This is a genomic window from Cupriavidus sp. 2KB_3 (assembly GCF_052115685.1).
GTDB classification, from domain to species: domain Bacteria; phylum Pseudomonadota; class Gammaproteobacteria; order Burkholderiales; family Burkholderiaceae; genus Cupriavidus; species Cupriavidus campinensis.
This window is the reverse complement of the sequence record NZ_JBFRHD010000010.1, coordinates 173,039-190,065: the sequence shown is the minus strand read 5'-3', so window position 1 is coordinate 190,065 and position 17,027 is coordinate 173,039. Positions and strand designations below refer to the sequence as shown.

Below are 17,027 nucleotides of genomic sequence, written 5' to 3'. Positions count from 1 at the left end.
CTATTTCATGGCGTTTGGCGATCTCACCATAGCCTGCCTGACCGTCCAGGTAGCTCTGGATAACTGTCAGCCTGAACTGCTCCGAGTACCGATACATGAAAAAACACCCCAAAAGTTGGTGTCCAACTTTTGGGGTGCAGTTCAATCGCGAGGCGTCTTTCTTGGTTCGAGTGAGGCCCGGCTTACTGCTTCACGCAATCCACAAAATAAGCCTTCTGGCCATCCACATCGTCTTCCACCAGACCGTGGATGTCTGTCTCGAAGCCCGGGAACAGCTTGTTGAACTCACGTGCGAACTTCAGGTACTGGACGATGGTCCGGTTGAAGCGCTCGCCCGGAATCAGCAGCGGAATGCCCGGCGGGTACGGCGTCAGCAGGATGGCGGTGACGCGGCCTTCCAGCTCGTCCACGGGCACGCGCTCGATCTCGCGGTGGGCCATCATCGCCCAGGCGTCCGACGGCTTCATGGCCGGCTCCATGTCCGACAGGTACATCTCCGTCGTCACACGCGCCACGTCGTTGGCCTTGTAGACGCTGTGGATCGCGTCGCAGAGATCACGCAGGCCCATGCGCTCGTACTGCGGGTACTTGCCGACGAACTCCGGCAGCACGCGCCAGAGCGGCTGGTTCTGGTCGTAATCGTCCTTGAATTGTTGCAATTCAGTGACCAGCGAGTTCCAGCGGCCCTTGGTGATGCCGATGGTGAACATGATGAAGAACGAGTACAGGCCCGTCTTCTCGATGATGATGCCGTGCTCGGCCAGGTACTTGGTGACGATGGCCGCCGGGATGCCGCGCTCGCTGAACTCGCCGTCCACGTCCAGCCCCGGGGTGATCAGGGTGGCCTTGATCGGGTCGAGCAGGTTGAAGCCGTCGGCCAGGTCGCCAAAGCCGTGCCAGCGCTCGTTGGCCTGCAGGATCCAGGCCTCGCGGTCACCGATGCCGTCTTCGATCAGCGCGTCCGGGCCCCAGACCTTGAACCACCAGTCGCCGTTGTTGCCGGCCTCGTAGTCGCCCTCCACCTTGCGCATGGCACGGCGGAAGTCCATCGCCTCCTGGATGCTTTCCTCGACCAGCGCGGTGCCGCCGGGGGCTTCCATCATCGCCGCCGCCACATCGCACGAGGCGATGATCGAGTACTGCGGGCTCGTCGAGGTATGCATCAGGTAGGCCTCGTTGAACCGGTAGCGGTCCAGCTTGCGGGTCTCGGAGTCCTGCACCAGAATCTGGGACGCCTGCGACAGCCCTGCCAGCAGCTTGTGGGTGGACTGTGTGGCGAACACCAGCGCGTCCTTGCTGCGCGGGCGGTCGCGGCCAATCGCGTGCATGTTGCGGTAGAAGTCGTGGAAGGCGGCGTGCGGCAGCCAGGCTTCGTCGAAGTGCAGCGTGTCGATCTCGCTCGCCAGCATCTCCTTGATCTGCTCGGCGTTGTACAGCACGCCGTCGTAGGTGCCCTGGGTGATCGTCAGGATACGCGGCTTCTGGTTCTTGGCCTTGCTGGCGAACGGGTGGTTGGCGATCTTGCGGCGGATGGTCTCCGGGTCGAACTCGCTCTTCGGGATCGGGCCGATGATGCCGTAGTGGTTGCGCGTCGGCATCAGGAACACCGGAATCGCGCCAGTCATCATGATCGCGTGCAGGATCGACTTGTGGCAGTTGCGGTCTACCACTACGATGTCCCCCGGGGCCACGTTGGCGTGCCAGACCATCTTGTTCGAGGTCGACGTGCCGTTGGTCACGAAGTACATGTGGTCCGAGTTGAAGATCCGCGCGGCATTGCGCTCGGATGCCGCCACCGGGCCAGTGTGGTCCAGCAGCTGGCCCAGTTCGTCCACGGCGTTGCAGACGTCGGCGCGCAGCATGTTCTCGCCGAAGAACTGGTGGAACACCTGCCCCACCGGGCTCTTCAGGAACGCCACGCCGCCAGAGTGTCCCGGGCAGTGCCACGAGTACGAGCTGTCCTGCGCGTAGGCGATCAGGGCCTTGAAGAACGGCGGCGCCAGGGTGTCCAGGTAGACGCGGGCTTCGCGGATGATGTGACGCGCCACGAACTCGGGCGTGTCCTCGAACATGTGGATGAAGCCGTGCAGCTCGCGCAGGATATCGTTGGGGATATGGCGCGAGGTACGCGTCTCGCCATACAGGAAGATCGGCAGGTCCGAATTGCGACGGCGCACTTCATTCACGAACGCCCGCAGTTTCTCGATGGCGGCGGCTTCGGGCTGGTCGTCGGCGCGCACGAACTCGTCGTCGTCGATCGAGACGATGAACGACGATGCCCGGCTGGACTGCTGGGCGAACGACGTCAGGTCGCCGTAGCTGGTCAGGCCCATCACTTCCATGCCTTCGCGCTCGATGGCCTCTGCCAGCGCGCGGATGCCCGAGCCGGAAATGTTCTCGGAGCGGAAGTCTTCGTCGATGATGATGACGGGGAAGCGGAATTTCATCGGGCAATCCTTGATGAGAAGGCTTTGGAAAGACTTGAGCCACATGGCCGCCGGAAGGTTCTCCCAGGCGGCGTCATGTGGCTCTTTCGTCAAATAGTGGCGGCCGTCGGTCCGGACGCCGGCATTGTAATGCGGTCAGGTCTTGGGCAGTGTGACACCGTGCTGGCCCTGGTACTTGCCGCCGCGGTCAGCGTACGAGGTCTCGCAGATTTCGTCGCTCTCGAAGAACAGCACCTGGGCGCAGCCCTCGCCGGCGTAGATCTTGGCGGGCAGCGGAGTGGTGTTCGAGAACTCCAGCGTCACGTAGCCTTCCCACTCCGGCTCGAACGGGGTCACGTTGACGATAATGCCGCAGCGCGCGTACGTGCTCTTGCCCAGGCAGATGGTCAGCACGCTGCGCGGAATGCGGAAGTACTCCATCGTGCGGGCCAGCGCGAACGAGTTCGGCGGGATGATGCAGACATCGCCCTTGAAGTCCACGAAGGACTTCTCGTCGAAGTTCTTCGGATCGACGATGGTGCTGTTGATATTGGTGAAGATCTTGAACTCGTCCGCGCAGCGGATATCGTAGCCGTAGCTCGATGTGCCGTAGGAGACGATCTTGCGGCCGTCCTGCTCCCGCACCTGACCGGGCTCGAACGGCTCGATCATGGCGTGCTGTTCCGCCATGCGGCGGATCCACTTGTCGGATTTGATGCTCATATAGGCTGGCGGAATGGACGATGGGCAGCCCGGCCGGGCCGGTGCCGCTGGAATGGGCCGCATTGTACAACCAATCCGGGCGCCGCCCGCCGCGGGCCGCCCCTCCGGCCACCCGTCCGGCTACCCCTCAGGCCGGCGCGGCCGCCTCGGGCTGGCTGTGGCGGAACCGCTCGCGCCCGGTATACAGCAGGAAATGCTTGCCGGTGCAGCGCGCGAACAGGCTCAGGTTGACCCGCTGGGCCATCTGGTAGCCCATCTGGGTCACGCCGGAGCGGGACAGCAGGAATGGAATGCCCATCTGCGCACCCTTGATCACCATCTCGGAGGTCAGCCGGCCCGTGGTGTAGAAGACCTTGTCCTCGCCGGTCATGCCTTCCAGCCACATCCTGCCGGCGATGGCATCCACCGCGTTGTGCCGGCCTACGTCCTCCACGAACATCAGCAGCTCGCTCCCCCGGAACAGCGCGCAGCCGTGCACCGACCCGGCCTGCTTGTAGACCGACTGCTGCAGGCGGATGGTGTCGATGATCGCGTAGAGGGTTTCCTGGGTGAGCGTGGCGTCGCCGGGCAGGCGGATGTTGTCCACCTCGTCCAGCAGCGAGCCGAACACCGTGCCCTGCCCGCATCCCGTGGTCACCACGCGGCGCGCGGTGCGTTCCTCGATGCGGTCCACGCCGGTGCGGGTGGTCACGGCGGCCGAATCGGTCTCCCAGTCCACCTGGATCGCGGCGATATCCTCGATGGATTCCACCAGCCGCTGGTTGCGCAGGTAGCCCAGCACCAGGTGCTCGGGCGAGCCGCCCAGCGTCATCAGGGTCACCAGTTCGCGTTTGTCGAGGTAGACCGTCAGCGGCCGCTCGCCCGGCAGCCAGGCCGGCCGCACGCGGCCCTGTTCGTCAACGACCTCCACCTCCTCGATCAGCGGCACGGCGGCATGGGTCAACTCGGGGCGCAGGGACATGGGGCTGGGGGGCAGGGGCGGGATAGGTGCCGGCCCGTGGCGGGTTGCCGCCATCGGGCCGGTTTCAGGGGGCGTTTCGTACCGCGGAACGACTGGCTATAGCGAGATACGGTGAACGATCAGGAGGCGGCGATCACGCCACACGCGATCCGGCCACCGGAATTGCCGGTCGGCTGGGTGCGATAGTCGTCCGGGTCCTTGTGAACCACCACGGCCTTGCCGATCACGCTGTTCGGGCCCGCGCCGACGGTCACGTCCGGCATCAGGAACTGCACGCGTGCGTTGCCGCTGGCGTCGGCGGTCAGGTTGTTCATGTCGCCGGCATGGTGCTCGGGCATGGTCATCTGGCCGTGCGGTTTGCCGGACGGGTTGAAATGGCCGCCAGCGCTCATCGCGTCAGGGGCCGAGCAATCGCCCTTCTCGTGGACATGGAAACCATGCGAGGTGCCCGGCGGCAGGCCCGTGACCGTCACCACCACCATCACGCCGGCCGTCTGCTGGTCGAACGTGACGCGGCCCGCGGTATTGGTGCCGCTCTTGGACTGCAACGATGCCGCCGCCTTGGCGCCCACGGTCACCCGTGCCGCTGCCGGCGCGGCAGCCGGGGCCGCGCTGGCGCTGGCCGCTTCGCTGCTGGTGCCCGAGGTTCCACAACCCGCCATCATTGCCACGGCGGTGCCCACTGCCAAACCGCAAAGTACACGTTTCATGCCAAACCCTCCTCTAGAGATGACTGCCGTGGCGATTGTAACGCCGCCCCGGCCGGGTGCATGGTGCGCTGCGGAAATCCGTCACACTTCGCCGGGACGCGGCCGCGCGCGCGGCGTGTCGTCCCGGGGCGTGGAGCGCTGGGCGGGAATCTTGCCGGACTGGATGTCGTCGTACCAGATCTGATGGTGCTCCCGGGCCCAGGCCTCATCCACGTAGCCATCGCGCATGGCACGGTAGGCGCCCTCCATGCCGATGGTGCCCATATAGATATGGCCGCAGGCCAGCACGATCATCACCACGGCGGAGACCCCATGGATCACGTGGGCGATCTGCATCGTGGCGCGGTAGTAGTCCAGGCCCGGCACGATCATGTCGAGCACCCAGCCGGAGGCCGAGAGGACCAGCCCCAGCAGCACCATGCCGCCCCAGAACCACATCTTCTCGCCGGCGTTGAAGCGCGCGCTGGGCACATGGGCGCCCGTGGCGAGCCCGCCGAGCTTGCGCACCCAGAGCACGTCCGAGCGGTTCGGCACGTTGTCACGCACGAACACCACGAAGGTGGCGATGATCGACAGCGTGAACACCGGCCCGGTCAGGTTGTGCAGGTTCTTGAGAATGTAGGTGAGCCAGCCGAACAGCGTGTGCCCCATGATCGGTAGCAGGAAGTGCTTGCCGAACAGGATCACGATGCCCGAGATCGCCAGGATCACGAAGGAGATGGCCACGGCCCAGTGCACGAAGCGCTCGGTGGGCGTAAAGCGCTCGATCATCCGGCCCGTGCGCGGGGATTTCAGCGGGATGGTCCGGCGCCAGGCGAAAAAGGCCAGGATCGCCGCCGGCACGAGGATCAGGATCCAGCCGCCCCAGACCGTCAGCACGCCATTGCGGAACAGCCGCCATTGCTGGCCGGTGCGCTGGATCAGCACGCCGGCTTCCTTGGCGGGCAGGCTGCTGTAGTGGTGCTGGTCCGAGTTGACCTCGCGCCAGACCGGCGCGTTGTTGCCCGGCTGGGTCACCGAGCGCTCCTGCTGCGAGCGGGCCTCGGCGGCCACGTCGCGCCGGGGTATGTTGAAGATGTTCTCGCTGGCCACGCCCGCGAACGGCTGCACCGGGTGCGTGGCGGGATTGTTGGCGTCCGCCTGGGCCTGGCCCGGGGTCTGCGCCGAGGTTGGCGCCGAGGTTGGCGCAGAAGGCGGCGAGGCCGGCGTCTGCGCCAGCGCCGCGCCCGCGACACCGGCGGCAAGGACCACCCCGGCCAGCAGGGAATTGAGGGTCTGGATGAGGGTCATGGCGCCTCCCCCGCTCATTGGGTGCGGTTGTACTCGTTCTGGTACTGGTTGCGCTGATGGATCTGACGCTGCCAGCTGTCCTTGTCGCCCGCCGTCCAGCCCTTGGCCACGAACGGGTCGCCGGGGGCGCCTTGCCAGGCGACGGAATCCGCCTTCTTGTGCGTGGACGAGACGGTCTGCGGCTTCTCGCTGCACGCGGCCAGCAGCGCGGCGGCGGCCAGCATCGATACGATGAGCGCGGTGCGGGTCATGACGGCTGCCCTCCGCCGGCCGGGGTGCCGGGCGCGCTGCCCTGCGGGGTGCCGGGGGCCGCCGGCGATCCGGGATTGGCGGGATTGGCCGGCGCCTGTGGCTTGCCGTAGGCCGTGCCCCAGCCGAACACATCGCCGCCCGTGCCGCGCTTGACCACGCGGTTGCGCAGGATGTCGGCAATCACGTCGCCATCGCCGCCCAGCAGGGCCTTGGTCGAGCACATTTCCGCGCAGAGCGGCAGCTTGCCCTCGGCCAGCCGGTTGCGGCCGTACTTCTCGAATTCTTCCTCGCTGCCGTTCTTCTCCGGGCCGCCGGCGCAGAACGTGCACTTGTCCATCTTGCCTCGCACGCCGAAGGTGCCCTCGCTGGGGAACTGCGGGGCGCCGAAGGGGCAGGCGTAGGAGCAGTAGCCGCAGCCGATGCACACGTCCTTGTCGTGCAACACCACGCCGTCGTCGGTGCGGTAGAAGCAGTCCACCGGGCAGACGGCCATGCAGGGCGCGTCCGAGCAGTGCATGCAGGCCACCGAGATGGACTTCTCGGCGTTGACCACGCCATCGTTGATCGTCACCACGCGGCGTCGGTTGACGCCCCAGGGCACCTCGTGCTCGTTCTTGCAGGCGGTGACGCAGCTGTTGCATTCGATGCAGCGCTCGGCGTCACAGATGAATTTCATGCGTGCCATGTGTCTCTCCGTCTCTCAGGCTCAGGCAAACCGCTCGATCTGGCAAACGGTGGTCTTGGTTTCCTGCATCATCGTCACCGAGTCGTAGCCGTAGGTGGTGGCCGTGTTCACGGCCTCCCCCCGGACGATCGGGTACGCGCCGTCGGGATAGAACTGCTTGAGATCCTTGCCTTCCCACCAGCCCGAGAAGTGGAACGGGATGAACGCCGTGTCCACGCCCACGCGTTCCGTCACCAGCGCGCGCACCTTGAGGCGGGCGCCGGTAGGCGTGCGCACCCAGCAGTAGTCGCCGTTGCGGATACCCCGCGCCGACGCCGCCTGCGGGTTGATCTCGACGAAGTTCTCCTGCTGCAGCTCGGCCAGCCACGGGTTGGAGCGGGTTTCCTCGCCGCCGCCCTCGTACTCCACCAGCCGGCCCGAGGTCAGGATGATCGGGAACTTCTCGTAGATCTTGTTCTCGATGTTGCGCTGCTGCACCGACTTGTACAGCGTGGGCAGGCGCCAGAACGCCATCTTGTCGTCGTGGGTCGGATACTTGGCGACCATGTCCGGCCGCGTGGAGTACAGCGGCTCACGGTGCTGCGGGATCGGGTCGGGGAAGTTCCAGACCACGGCGCGCGCCTTGGCGTTGCCGAACGGATGGCAACCGTGGTTCTTCATGACCACGCGCTGGATCCCGCCCGAAAGATCGGTCTTCCAGTTCTTGCCCTCGGCGGCCTTCTTCTCGGCGTCGGTCAGGTCGTCCCACCAGCCCAGCTTCTTGAGCAGCACGTGGTCGAACTCGGGGTAGCCGGTGGTGATCTCCGCCCCGGCCGAGCAGGAGCCATCCTCGGCCAGCAGATTCACCCCATCGCGCTCCACGCCGAAGTTGGCGCGGAAGTTGCCGCCGCCTTCCATGACGTGCTTCGAGGTGTCATACAGATTGGGCGATCCCGGGTGCTTGAGTTCGGGCGTGCCGTAGCACGGCCACGGCAGGCCGAAGTAATCGCCAGTCAGGTCGTAGCCGGTGACCGGGTCCTTGCCGCTCTTGCAGCGCAGCGTGCGCACATCGAACATCTGCATGTTGCGCATATGGGACTTGAGCCGCTCCGGCGACTGGCCCGTATAGCCGATGGTCCAGTTGCTGGCGTTGATCTCGCGCAAGATCGATTCCGTCTCGGGCTCCTGCCAGGTGCGGCCGGCGCGCTTGACCTCGATCATCTTGTAGTGCTTGGACAGCTCCTTGCCAAAGCCGAGCTTATCGGCGAAGGCCTGCATGATGGTGTGGTCGGGCATCGACTCGAACAGCGGCTCGATGACCTTCTCGCGCCATTGCAGCGAGCGGTTGGAGGCCGTGCACGAGCCCGAGGTCTCGAACTGGGTGGCCGCCGGCAGCAGGTAGACGGCGCGGTTCGGGTTGATCTTGTCGCCCTCGGCCGGCGTCATGTTGGCCATGGCGGCCGTGGCGGAGGGGTACGGGTCCACCACCACCAGCAGGTCGAGCTTGTCCAGCGCGCGCTTCATCTCCAGGCCGCGCGTCTGCGAGTTCGGGGCGTGGCCCCAGAAGAACACGCCGCGCACGTTGTTGTCCTGGTCGATCAGGTCGCTCTTCTCGGTCACGATGTCGATCCAGCGGGACACCGTGGTGCCGGACTTCTCCATCATCGTCTGCGAGACGAACTGCTTCTTGATCCATTCGTAGTCCACGCCCCACACCGCCGCGTAGTGCTTCCACGCGCCGGTGGCCAGGCCGTAGTAGCCCGGCAGGGAGTCGGGGTTCGGGCCCACGTCGGTGGCGCCCTGCACGTTGTCGTGGCCACGGAAGATGTTGGCGCCGCCGCCCGACACGCCAATATTGCCCAGCGCCAGCTGCACGATGCAGGAAGCGCGCACGATGGCGTTGCCGATGGTGTGCTGGGTCTGGCCCATGCACCAGACCAGCGTGGACGGGCGGTTCTTCGCCATGGTCTCGGCCACCAGCTTCACCTGGGCCTCGGGCACGCCGCAGACTTCCTCCACCTTGTCCGGGGTCCACTTGGCCAGCACCTCGGCCTTGACCTTGTCCATGCCGTAGACACGGTCGTTCAGGTACTTGGGATCTTCCCAGCCGTTCTGGAAGATGTGGTACAGCACGCCGAACAGGAAGGCGATGTCGGTGCCCGAGCGGATGCGCACGTAGTGGTGCGCCTTGGCCGCCGTGCGGGTGTAGCGCGGATCCACCACGATCACCTTGCAGCCGTTCTCCTTGGCGTGCAGCAGGTGCAGCATCGACACCGGGTGCGCCTCCGCCGCGTTGGAGCCGATATACAGCGCCGCCTTGGCGTTCTGCATATCGTTGTACGAGTTGGTCATCGCCCCGTAGCCCCAGGTGTTCGCCACGCCGGCCACGGTGGTGGAGTGGCAGATGCGCGCCTGGTGGTCGGTATTGTTGGTGCCGAAGAAGGACACCCACTTGCGCAGCAGGTACGCCTGCTCGTTGCTGTGCTTGGAGGAGCCGACGAAGAACATCGAATCGGGGCCGGTCTCCTGGCGGATGGCCTTCATCTTCGCCGTGATCTCGTCCAGCGCCTGGTCCCAGCTGATCTTCTGGTACTTGCCGTTGACCAGCTTCATCGGGTACTTGAGCCGGTACTCGCCGTGGCCGTGCTCGCGCAGCGCGGCGCCCTTGGCGCAGTGCGCGCCCATGTTGATCGGCGAGTCGAAAACCGGTTCCTGGCGCACCCAGACGCCGTTCTGCACCACGGCATCCACCGCGCAGCCCACCGAGCAGTGGCCGCACACGGTGCGCCGCACCACGATCTCGCCCTTGCCGGCCCCGGCGCCGGCCTTGCCGTCATCGGCATCGGCCTTGCGGATCAGGGTCAGTTGCGTGGCAGCCAGCCCGGCGCCCACGCCGATGCCGGACCGCTTGAGGAAGCTGCGCCGATCCATCGTCGGCATCGCTCCGGCCAGCCCGGCGGCCAGGCGGGACGCCAGGCGCCCATTGGCATTGCTGCTGCCGTTGCTGGAGGAATGGCCCTGCGGAAGGGTCGGGTCGGCGAGCCGGTTCGCAACCCGGTCGGTCTGGCCTTGGTCCGCGCGCTTGCGGGTCAGGATCATGTCTTGCCTCGGCGAAAGAGGGGGACGACACACAGGGCGCGCCAGCCGGCACGCCGTGCGCGTCGTCTAGATCAGCGTGGTGCGGTAGTACTTGCGGATATGGGCGGAGACCCGGTAGCCCTGGCTGTCGGGCGCGGGATCGGCCGCATCGGCGGCAGTGGGCGGCGCGATGGCATCGGCCAGCGCCGACTGCCCGCGCGTGGCCACGGCGGCAGCACCGGCAGCGGCAACCACGCCAGCCCCTGCCAGAAAGGTGCGGCGTGCGACCCGGGATTGCTTGTCTTTCATAGGGGGCTCCTGTCGGTTTTGCGCTACCGATGGATGATCTATTTATGCCTTGTCTTGCATATTCTAGATTGAAGCTAATTGAAAGACCACACTGTCAATCGGAAAATCCTCAAACTGCGGATAAACCCGATGCTTGCGTTGGCCTTTCACACGGCTTTCACACAATCGCCCTGCCTCAGTGCATCTCCAGCGCTACCGCCTCCACGCCGCTGAACGCACGCAGCAGCTCTGCCGCACTGCGGTAGAACTGTGCCTGCGGGTGCGCGACCAGCGCGTCGCAGAGCCGCTCCATCCACGGCTGCATATGGCGGGCAAAGAAGCGCTGCTGCTCGCCGGGGTTGCAGATCGCCACATCGTCCCCCGCCACCAGGAAGCGCATGACCTCACACAGCGTGGCGATGTGGTCCTCGGTCTCGCTGATGCCCTCGTGCCGGGTCAGCCCGTAGCGGGCCAGGTCGTCGCGCAGCGCCACCAGCGGGCGCTCGTTCAGGAAGCCGGCCAGGTAATAGGAGCCGTACAGGAAGACCTCCTGCTTGCCCACGCCGACGAACAGGCGCGCGTACTCGTCGGCGGCCTCCTCGGCGGTGGTCGTCGATGCTGCGTCGCACAATGCGTTCCAGGCCTGGCCCAGCACCGTACGGGCGTCCTCGTCGCTGGCGCGGTTGGCGGCGATATGGTGGAGCAGCGCGGCATCGGGCGGCTGGAAGAACAGCGTGGCCAGCAGGCCGTAGAGGTCTGCACGGGCCATGTCCTCGGCGTCGGGCTCGCCGGGGGCCGGCACGGGCGGGATCAGCTGAATCGGCTGGAAATCTGTCATGTCTTGATAGGTATGGTCGGCCGCACTCCAGGGGCGATGCGTGCTACTGGAGCGTGGCCCCGCGCGTCGCGCCGGTGTCTTTTTCGATCATGTCCACCACGCGGCAGTCGGCACACATCTTCAGCCGGTCCGCGTTGGCGCCCGCAAAGGCCGGATGGCCAGCCAGCCGGACCAGCATCGACTGCACCATCTGGGCGGTGCCGAACGGCTTGGCGCAGCGGATGCAGTGGAACGGTTGGGTCTCGTTCAGCGTCACCGTGCGGCGGGCGCCCTCGCCCGTCAGCAGGCGCGGCACCAGCGCGATGGCGTCCTCCGGGCAGGTGGTCTCGCACAGCCCGCACTGCACGCAGTTGCGTTCGATAAAGGCCAGCAGCGGACGCTCCGCGTTGTCGCGCAGCGCGTTGGACGGGCACGCCCCCACGCAGGCCATGCACAGCGTGCAGCGGCCCGTATCCACGGTAATGGCGCCCAGCGGCGCGCCGGCGGGCAGCGGCACCGCCTCGGCCGGCACCGGGGCATGGCGGGCGAGATGGTCGATAGCGAAGTCGAGCGTCTCGCGCTTGGCCAGCGCGGCGCGGAAGCTGGCCGGCGGCGGCGCCGTCACGCGCGCCGGCGGGCTGGCGAGCGCGGCCAGGCCGGCATCCAGCCCGCCCACGTCGCTCGCTTCCACCAGCGTCAGCCGCAATCCGCGATAGCCCAGGCCTTCGACAATGGCGCGCGCCACGCCCATCTGCTCGACCAGCGCGGCGCGGTACTGCGGGGCCTCATCGCCCGTCAGCAACACGGCCACGCCGTTCGCGCCCCAGCTCAGCGCCGCCAGCCAGAGTTCGATGCCGGTGGCGGCCGGGTGGAATACCGGCACGGGGATCACGTTGGGCGGCACGCCGCGCGCCTGCCCGGCTCGGGCCGCGCGGCCCAGCGCCAGGATGGCCGGGGTGCCATGCTCCTCACCGTGCAACAGCAGCACGGCATCGCGGCCGCCGGCGGCGTTGTAGGTGGTGACCAGCGTACGCAGGCGCTCGCCGAGCGTCTCCGGGCCGGGGTAACCGTAGCTGATGGCGCCGGTCGGGCAGACCGTGGTGCAGGCCCCGCAGCCCATGCAGAGGTTGGGCGTGACCTCGATGGAGCCCTTGCCATCGCGCCAGCGCGAGCCAATCGCCTGGGTCGAGCAAATGTCGATACATGCGGTGCAGCCCGTGGTCTGGTTACGGCCGTGGGCGCACAGGCTTTCCTTGTAGCGGAAGAACTTGGGCTTCTCGAACTCGCCCACCAGCTGTTGCAGTTGCAGCGCGTGGGCATGCTGGCGCGCCACGTCGGCGCCCGCATGCAGGTAGCCCTGCGGGGGCTGGTGCATCGCGAAGGCCGGGGTGTCGTTGAGGTCGAAAACGAGGTCGAAGCGCGCCTCGGCGGTGGCGGCAGGTCGGTCGAAGTCGATCGCCGCCGCCGCGCCGCAGGCCTTCACGCAGTCGCGATGGTCGCGGCAGCGGTCCAGGTCGATCTGGTAGCTGAAGTCGATCGCGCCTTCCGGGCAGGCATCCACGCAGGCGTTGCAGCGCGTGCAGAGGTCGAGGTCGATCGGGTTGCTCTGGCCGGCGCCGGTCCGCCAGCTGGCCGTGAAGTTGCCGAGCCAGCCGGTCAGGCTGGCCAGCGTGCCGCTGTGGACGGGCCACGCGCGGCTGGCGGGCGGTGTCACATCGCTGATCGATGCGCCGGTCAGCAGCACGGTGACTTCGAGGCCGGCCTCGGTGAGCCGGCCCGCCCATGGCAGCGCCCGCGCGGCGGGGCCCAGTACCAGCACGGTGCCCTGCGAGCGGTAGTCCACCACGGCCACCGGATCGGGCTCGGGCAGCGCCGCGACGGCCAGCAGGGCGGCGATCTTGGCGTTCGCGGTGGCCGGGTCGCGGCGTGCGCCCTGCGACCAACCGCCGGTCTCGCGGATATTGACGAAGCGCACCGGCGCGGTGACCACACCGCCCTCGCGCGCGGCGCCAGCCACCTCGGTGAACAGCGGGCTTTCCTGGGTACAGGCCACGATGACGTCTTCCGCGCCATCGAGCGCCTGGCGGAAATCGCCGATTTCACGCCGGCACAGCAGGCGGTGGACCTTCAGGGAACCAGAGGCATCGGACAGTGCCGCCCCGTCAAGCGGCATGGTGTCGTTGCAATTGCAGATCAGCGTCGGCATGGGGCAAGACTGCTTGCCGGCCTGGCGCCCTCTTCGTTGCGGAGGGTCTTCCGGCCGGCGGATTTGTAGGGGTGGCCCATTCTAGGCCCACACGCGGCGCAGGGCTACGCGCGTTTATCCGCAGGGAGGGATGGGATGGGGGTATCGTCGGCGAGTGTGTCAGGCTGGGGCTGGGCTTGCGCGACTTCGATTTCCGGGGATGGCGGGGCCTCCAGCGCCTTGGGATCGGCCGCTACCTCGCCCTCCTCCTCCTTTTCCCCTTCTTCTTCCTCGATCGGGTCGAACAGCCCGAGCGTCTCCGACTGGGTCAGCCGGCGCAGCACATCGAGCGGAATCGGGTCTGGCTTGCCGTAGTCGTCGATATAGGTGTCCAGCCCGTCCATCACATTGAAGTGCGGATCGGCGAACAGGGTCTTCAGCGCGGCGCGCTTGACCGTCTCGTCCACGCCACGCGCCACGAAGCGGGCGATGTTGTCACCCGGCTGCAGCAGCGCCACGTCGGCCAGGGTGGGCAGCGGCGCGGCTTCCTGAGGATCGGCAGGCGGCGCAGCGGGGCCTTCCGTGACCGCCACCGGGGCGGCATCGGGCGCCAGCACGGGCTCGGCCGGCACCGGCTGGCCCTCGCGCACGGCGGCCTTGCGGCGCGACCAGCGCGAGAGGAAGGAGGAATCGGCGTCGCTCATGGCAGGCTCCGGCGCCGGTCAGTACCGCGCACGGTCTTCCGGCGCCTTGAACGACTCCGGACGGCGCCGTTTCTTGGGCTCGGGGCGATAGTTCTCGTGCGTGAACGCTTCGAGCCACTCCCGCTGCGCGGGCTCCAGCGGCACGTTTTCCACGCTTTCGCCAGCATCGAGCCAGCGCCCGGCCTCGTTGTAGGAAAGCGTCACCGTCACCGGCACGGCGCGGGTCTCGCCATCGGCATCGGGCTCCTCGGCCATGCGCCACAGCACGAACCAGCACGGCGTGGTCGAGGTCAGGTTGAGGTAGTAGCCCTCGCCCTCGTCGCGATACAGCGTCACGGGATGGCCCGGATAGAGCCAGCGCGCGCCGTGGCTGTCGGCATCGAGCCGCAGTGGCGCCGCGCCGTATTCGCCAAGGTCTGGCAGCACCGCGTCCAGCTCCCACTTCCAGGGCTGCCAGCGGTTGGCCAGCGGCACCTTGCGCATTACCACGGCCATGGTCACCGCAGGACGGCCGGCGGGCGGAGTCTCTGGGGAGACCGGCGAGGCAGGAAGCGGTTCGTCCATGGCGGCGTGGCCTCAGGTGTTCTGCACGACGATGCTGGGGAACTTGTTGGTCATATCACGCGCCTTATCCGCCACTTTTATGGCCACCTTGCGCGCCACTTCACGGTAGATGCCGGCAATCGGGCTGTCCGGCTCGGCCACCACGGTGGGGCGGCCCGAATCGGCCTGCTGGCGGATCGACAGGTTCAGCGGCAGGCTGCCGAGCAGGTCCACGCCATACTCGCTGCTCATCTTGTCGCCGCCGCCTTCGCCGAAGATATGTTCGACATGGCCGCAGTTCGGGCAGCAGTAGACCGCCATGTTCTCGACGATGCCGAGGATCGGAATGCCGACCTTCTCGAACATCTTGAGCCCCTTGCGGGCGTCCAGCAGCGCGATGTCCTGCGGCGTGGTCACGATCACAGCGCCGGTCACGGGCACCTTCTGCGACAGCGTCAGCTGGATGTCGCCGGTGCCCGGCGGCATGTCGACGATCAGGTAGTCCAGGTCGTGCCAGTTGGTCTGGCGCAGCAGTTGTTCCAGGGCGGACGTGACCATCGGGCCGCGCCACACCATCGGATTGTCCTGCTCGATCAGGAAGCCGATCGAGTTGGCCTGCAGGCCGTGGCCCTCCAGCGGCTCCATGGTCTGGCCGTCGGCGGACTCGGGGCGGCCGTCGATGCCCAGCATCATCGGCAGGCTCGGGCCGTAGATATCGGCGTCGAGCATGCCCACGCGGGCACCCTCGGCGGCCAGCGCCAGCGCCAGGTTCACGGCCGTGGTGGACTTGCCCACCCCGCCCTTGCCCGAGGCCACCGCAATCACGTTCTTCACGCCCGGCAGCAGCTTCACGCCGCGCTGCACCGCGTGGGCGACGATCTTCATGGTCACGGCCACGCTGACATTGGTCACGCCCGGCAGGCTGCGCAGCGCGCCGATCACGAGCTTGCGGATCGGCTCGAACTGGCTCTTGCCCGGATAGCCCAGTTCCACTTCCACCGAGACATCGCCGCCGTCCACCCGCACGTTGCGGGCGGAGCGCGTGGACACCAGGTCGCGGCCCGTGTTGGGATCGATCACGGTGCGCAGGGCATCGGTTACCTGTTCAATGGTGAGGCTCAAGGCAGACTCCGCTTCTTTATATATAGGTCGGTGGGGATCAGGCGCGTAATGTATCAAAGTATGAAGGAGCAGCCAGGGGTGCGATAGCGCGGGGCGAGATCCCCTCCATCGAGTGTGGAATTACAGACATTTACATCTCTGACACGTTTGCCCTTGTGCGGGTGCTGCCATGTCCCTATTGTAGTGCGCCTGTGCCCGGCCTCCCGCCCGTGGCAACGCCGGCAAGGCCCCGCCCCCTCTCGTCCTGCTTGTTTTCAAACGCATGATGAAACTTGTGGGCGCTCGCTACGTCAATCCGGCGGATGCAGTTACCATGCGGTATGCCGTTGGCCGAACATTTGTGAAATATCCCAGCATGTCATCAGAAGGAGAAAGCATGAGATTCAAGCTTGTCACCGTCTCGCTCGCCGTTGCCGCAGCTCTGGCCGGTTGCGCCACGGAGCAGCAGACCCATACCGCGGTCGGCACTGGCGTGGGCGCGGCCGTGGGTGCCGGCCTGGGCAACCTGATCGGCGGCAACACCACTGGCACGCTCGTGGGCGCAGCGGTGGGCGGCGCCGTGGGCGGGGCCACCGGCTACAACTGGAATGCCATCCGCGGCAAGCTGAACAAGGACACGGCGGGCACGGGCACCCAGATCACCGAGCAGCCGGATGGCTCGCTCAAGGTGAATATCCCGAGCCAGGTGACGTTCGATACGGACAGCGCGAGCATCAAGCCGTCGTTCCGCTCGGTGCTCGACCAGGTGGCGCAGACCCTGGGCCAGCACCAGGACGTGGTTGCCAACGTGGTAGGCCACACGGACAGCACCGGCAACCCGAACTACAACATGCAGCTCTCGCAGCGCCGCGCCCAGAGCGTGGCGTCCTACCTGGGTGACCGAGGCGTCGCCCGGAACCGCCTGAGCGCCGAGGGCCGGGGCCAGACCCAGCCGGTGGCGGACAACGCCACCGAGGCCGGCCGGGCCCAAAATCGACGAGTCGAAATTTTCTTGAAACCAATTCAGGGGTAGGCCGGTCATACCGTTCAGATACCGCTTGCCACCGTTGCTGGCTCGCGATGGGTGGCTGACCTCCCGGGCGGTATCTGATTTCTCCTCCTTTTCCGTTGTGGAAAGCTGCGCCGGTACCAACCGGCGCTTTTTTTTGGTCGAACGGTTTGCCATGCCGATTCCGGACGCGCCGGCGCCCCGCTTGCTAAAATAGCCGCTTTCCGTCCTCGCGCCCGCCCTCCGGCGGCCCGCCGGACCTCATCATCATTCCCC

General features: G+C 66.8%; 15 protein-coding genes. 1 reads left to right on the top strand and 14 read right to left on the bottom strand.

What is annotated here, in order from left to right; translation table 11 throughout:
• Nucleotides 1–182 precede the first annotated feature (182 nt).
• The 14 genes from AB4120_RS13355 to apbC form a co-directional block, all read right to left on the bottom strand.
• Nucleotides 183–2,447: an arginine/lysine/ornithine decarboxylase gene (locus tag AB4120_RS13355; RefSeq protein WP_149135359.1), complete on the bottom strand. Its 2,265-nt coding sequence runs from the start codon at nucleotides 2,445–2,447 to the stop codon at nucleotides 183–185.
• A 135-nt stretch (nucleotides 2,448–2,582) separates the two neighbouring features.
• Nucleotides 2,583–3,149: a dCTP deaminase gene (gene dcd / locus AB4120_RS13350; RefSeq protein WP_149135358.1), complete on the bottom strand. Its 567-nt coding sequence runs from the start codon at nucleotides 3,147–3,149 to the stop codon at nucleotides 2,583–2,585.
• A 127-nt stretch (nucleotides 3,150–3,276) separates the two neighbouring features.
• Nucleotides 3,277–4,110: a formate dehydrogenase accessory sulfurtransferase FdhD gene (locus AB4120_RS13345; protein WP_441642361.1), complete on the bottom strand. Its 834-nt coding sequence runs from the start codon at nucleotides 4,108–4,110 to the stop codon at nucleotides 3,277–3,279.
• Nucleotides 4,111–4,229: 119 nt separating this feature from the next.
• Nucleotides 4,230–4,820: a superoxide dismutase family protein gene (locus tag AB4120_RS13340; protein ID WP_441642360.1), complete on the bottom strand. Its 591-nt coding sequence runs from the start codon at nucleotides 4,818–4,820 to the stop codon at nucleotides 4,230–4,232.
• A gap of 81 nt (nucleotides 4,821–4,901) precedes the next feature.
• Nucleotides 4,902–6,110, bottom strand: coding sequence for a formate dehydrogenase subunit gamma (locus tag AB4120_RS13335; protein WP_441642359.1), 1,209 nt, complete (start codon nucleotides 6,108–6,110; stop codon nucleotides 4,902–4,904).
• A 14-nt stretch (nucleotides 6,111–6,124) separates the two neighbouring features.
• Nucleotides 6,125–6,361, bottom strand: a complete 237-nt coding sequence (locus AB4120_RS13330; RefSeq protein WP_441642358.1) for a hypothetical protein — start codon at nucleotides 6,359–6,361, stop codon at nucleotides 6,125–6,127.
• The gene (gene fdh3B / locus AB4120_RS13325; protein WP_441642357.1) at nucleotides 6,358–7,047 is read right to left on the bottom strand and encodes a formate dehydrogenase FDH3 subunit beta; all 690 of its coding nucleotides are present in this window, start codon (nucleotides 7,045–7,047) and stop codon (nucleotides 6,358–6,360) included. The genes AB4120_RS13330 and fdh3B overlap by 4 nt, the downstream gene beginning before the upstream one ends.
• 21 nt (nucleotides 7,048–7,068) lie before the next feature.
• A complete protein-coding gene (locus AB4120_RS13320; RefSeq protein ID WP_441642356.1) occupies nucleotides 7,069–10,125 on the bottom strand; it encodes a molybdopterin-dependent oxidoreductase in 3,057 nt (1,018 codons plus the stop codon).
• Nucleotides 10,126–10,191: 66 nt separating this feature from the next.
• Nucleotides 10,192–10,413, bottom strand: a complete 222-nt coding sequence (locus AB4120_RS13315) for a formate dehydrogenase (protein ID WP_144197953.1) — start codon at nucleotides 10,411–10,413, stop codon at nucleotides 10,192–10,194.
• Between the two features lie 175 nt (nucleotides 10,414–10,588).
• A complete protein-coding gene (locus AB4120_RS13310; protein ID WP_149135353.1) occupies nucleotides 10,589–11,230 on the bottom strand; it encodes a TorD/DmsD family molecular chaperone in 642 nt (213 codons plus the stop codon).
• A gap of 43 nt (nucleotides 11,231–11,273) precedes the next feature.
• Nucleotides 11,274–13,415 carry a 4Fe-4S dicluster domain-containing protein gene (locus AB4120_RS13305; protein WP_441642355.1) on the bottom strand — a complete coding sequence of 714 codons (2,142 nt, stop codon included), beginning with the start codon at nucleotides 13,413–13,415 and terminating at the stop codon, nucleotides 11,274–11,276.
• 104 nt (nucleotides 13,416–13,519) lie between these two features.
• Complete coding sequence (locus tag AB4120_RS13300) at nucleotides 13,520–14,098, bottom strand: DUF3306 domain-containing protein (protein ID WP_149135351.1); 579 nt, start codon at nucleotides 14,096–14,098, stop codon at nucleotides 13,520–13,522.
• A gap of 18 nt (nucleotides 14,099–14,116) precedes the next feature.
• A complete protein-coding gene (locus AB4120_RS13295) occupies nucleotides 14,117–14,662 on the bottom strand; it encodes a DUF3305 domain-containing protein (protein ID WP_149135350.1) in 546 nt (181 codons plus the stop codon).
• A gap of 12 nt (nucleotides 14,663–14,674) precedes the next feature.
• Nucleotides 14,675–15,763: an iron-sulfur cluster carrier protein ApbC gene (gene apbC, locus AB4120_RS13290; protein WP_144197948.1), complete on the bottom strand. Its 1,089-nt coding sequence runs from the start codon at nucleotides 15,761–15,763 to the stop codon at nucleotides 14,675–14,677.
• A 376-nt stretch (nucleotides 15,764–16,139) separates the two neighbouring features.
• Here apbC and AB4120_RS13285 point away from each other — a divergent pair, with 376 nt between their 5' ends.
• The gene (locus AB4120_RS13285; protein ID WP_149135349.1) at nucleotides 16,140–16,775 is read left to right on the top strand and encodes an OmpA family protein; all 636 of its coding nucleotides are present in this window, start codon (nucleotides 16,140–16,142) and stop codon (nucleotides 16,773–16,775) included.
• Nucleotides 16,776–17,027: the final 252 nt, after the last annotated feature.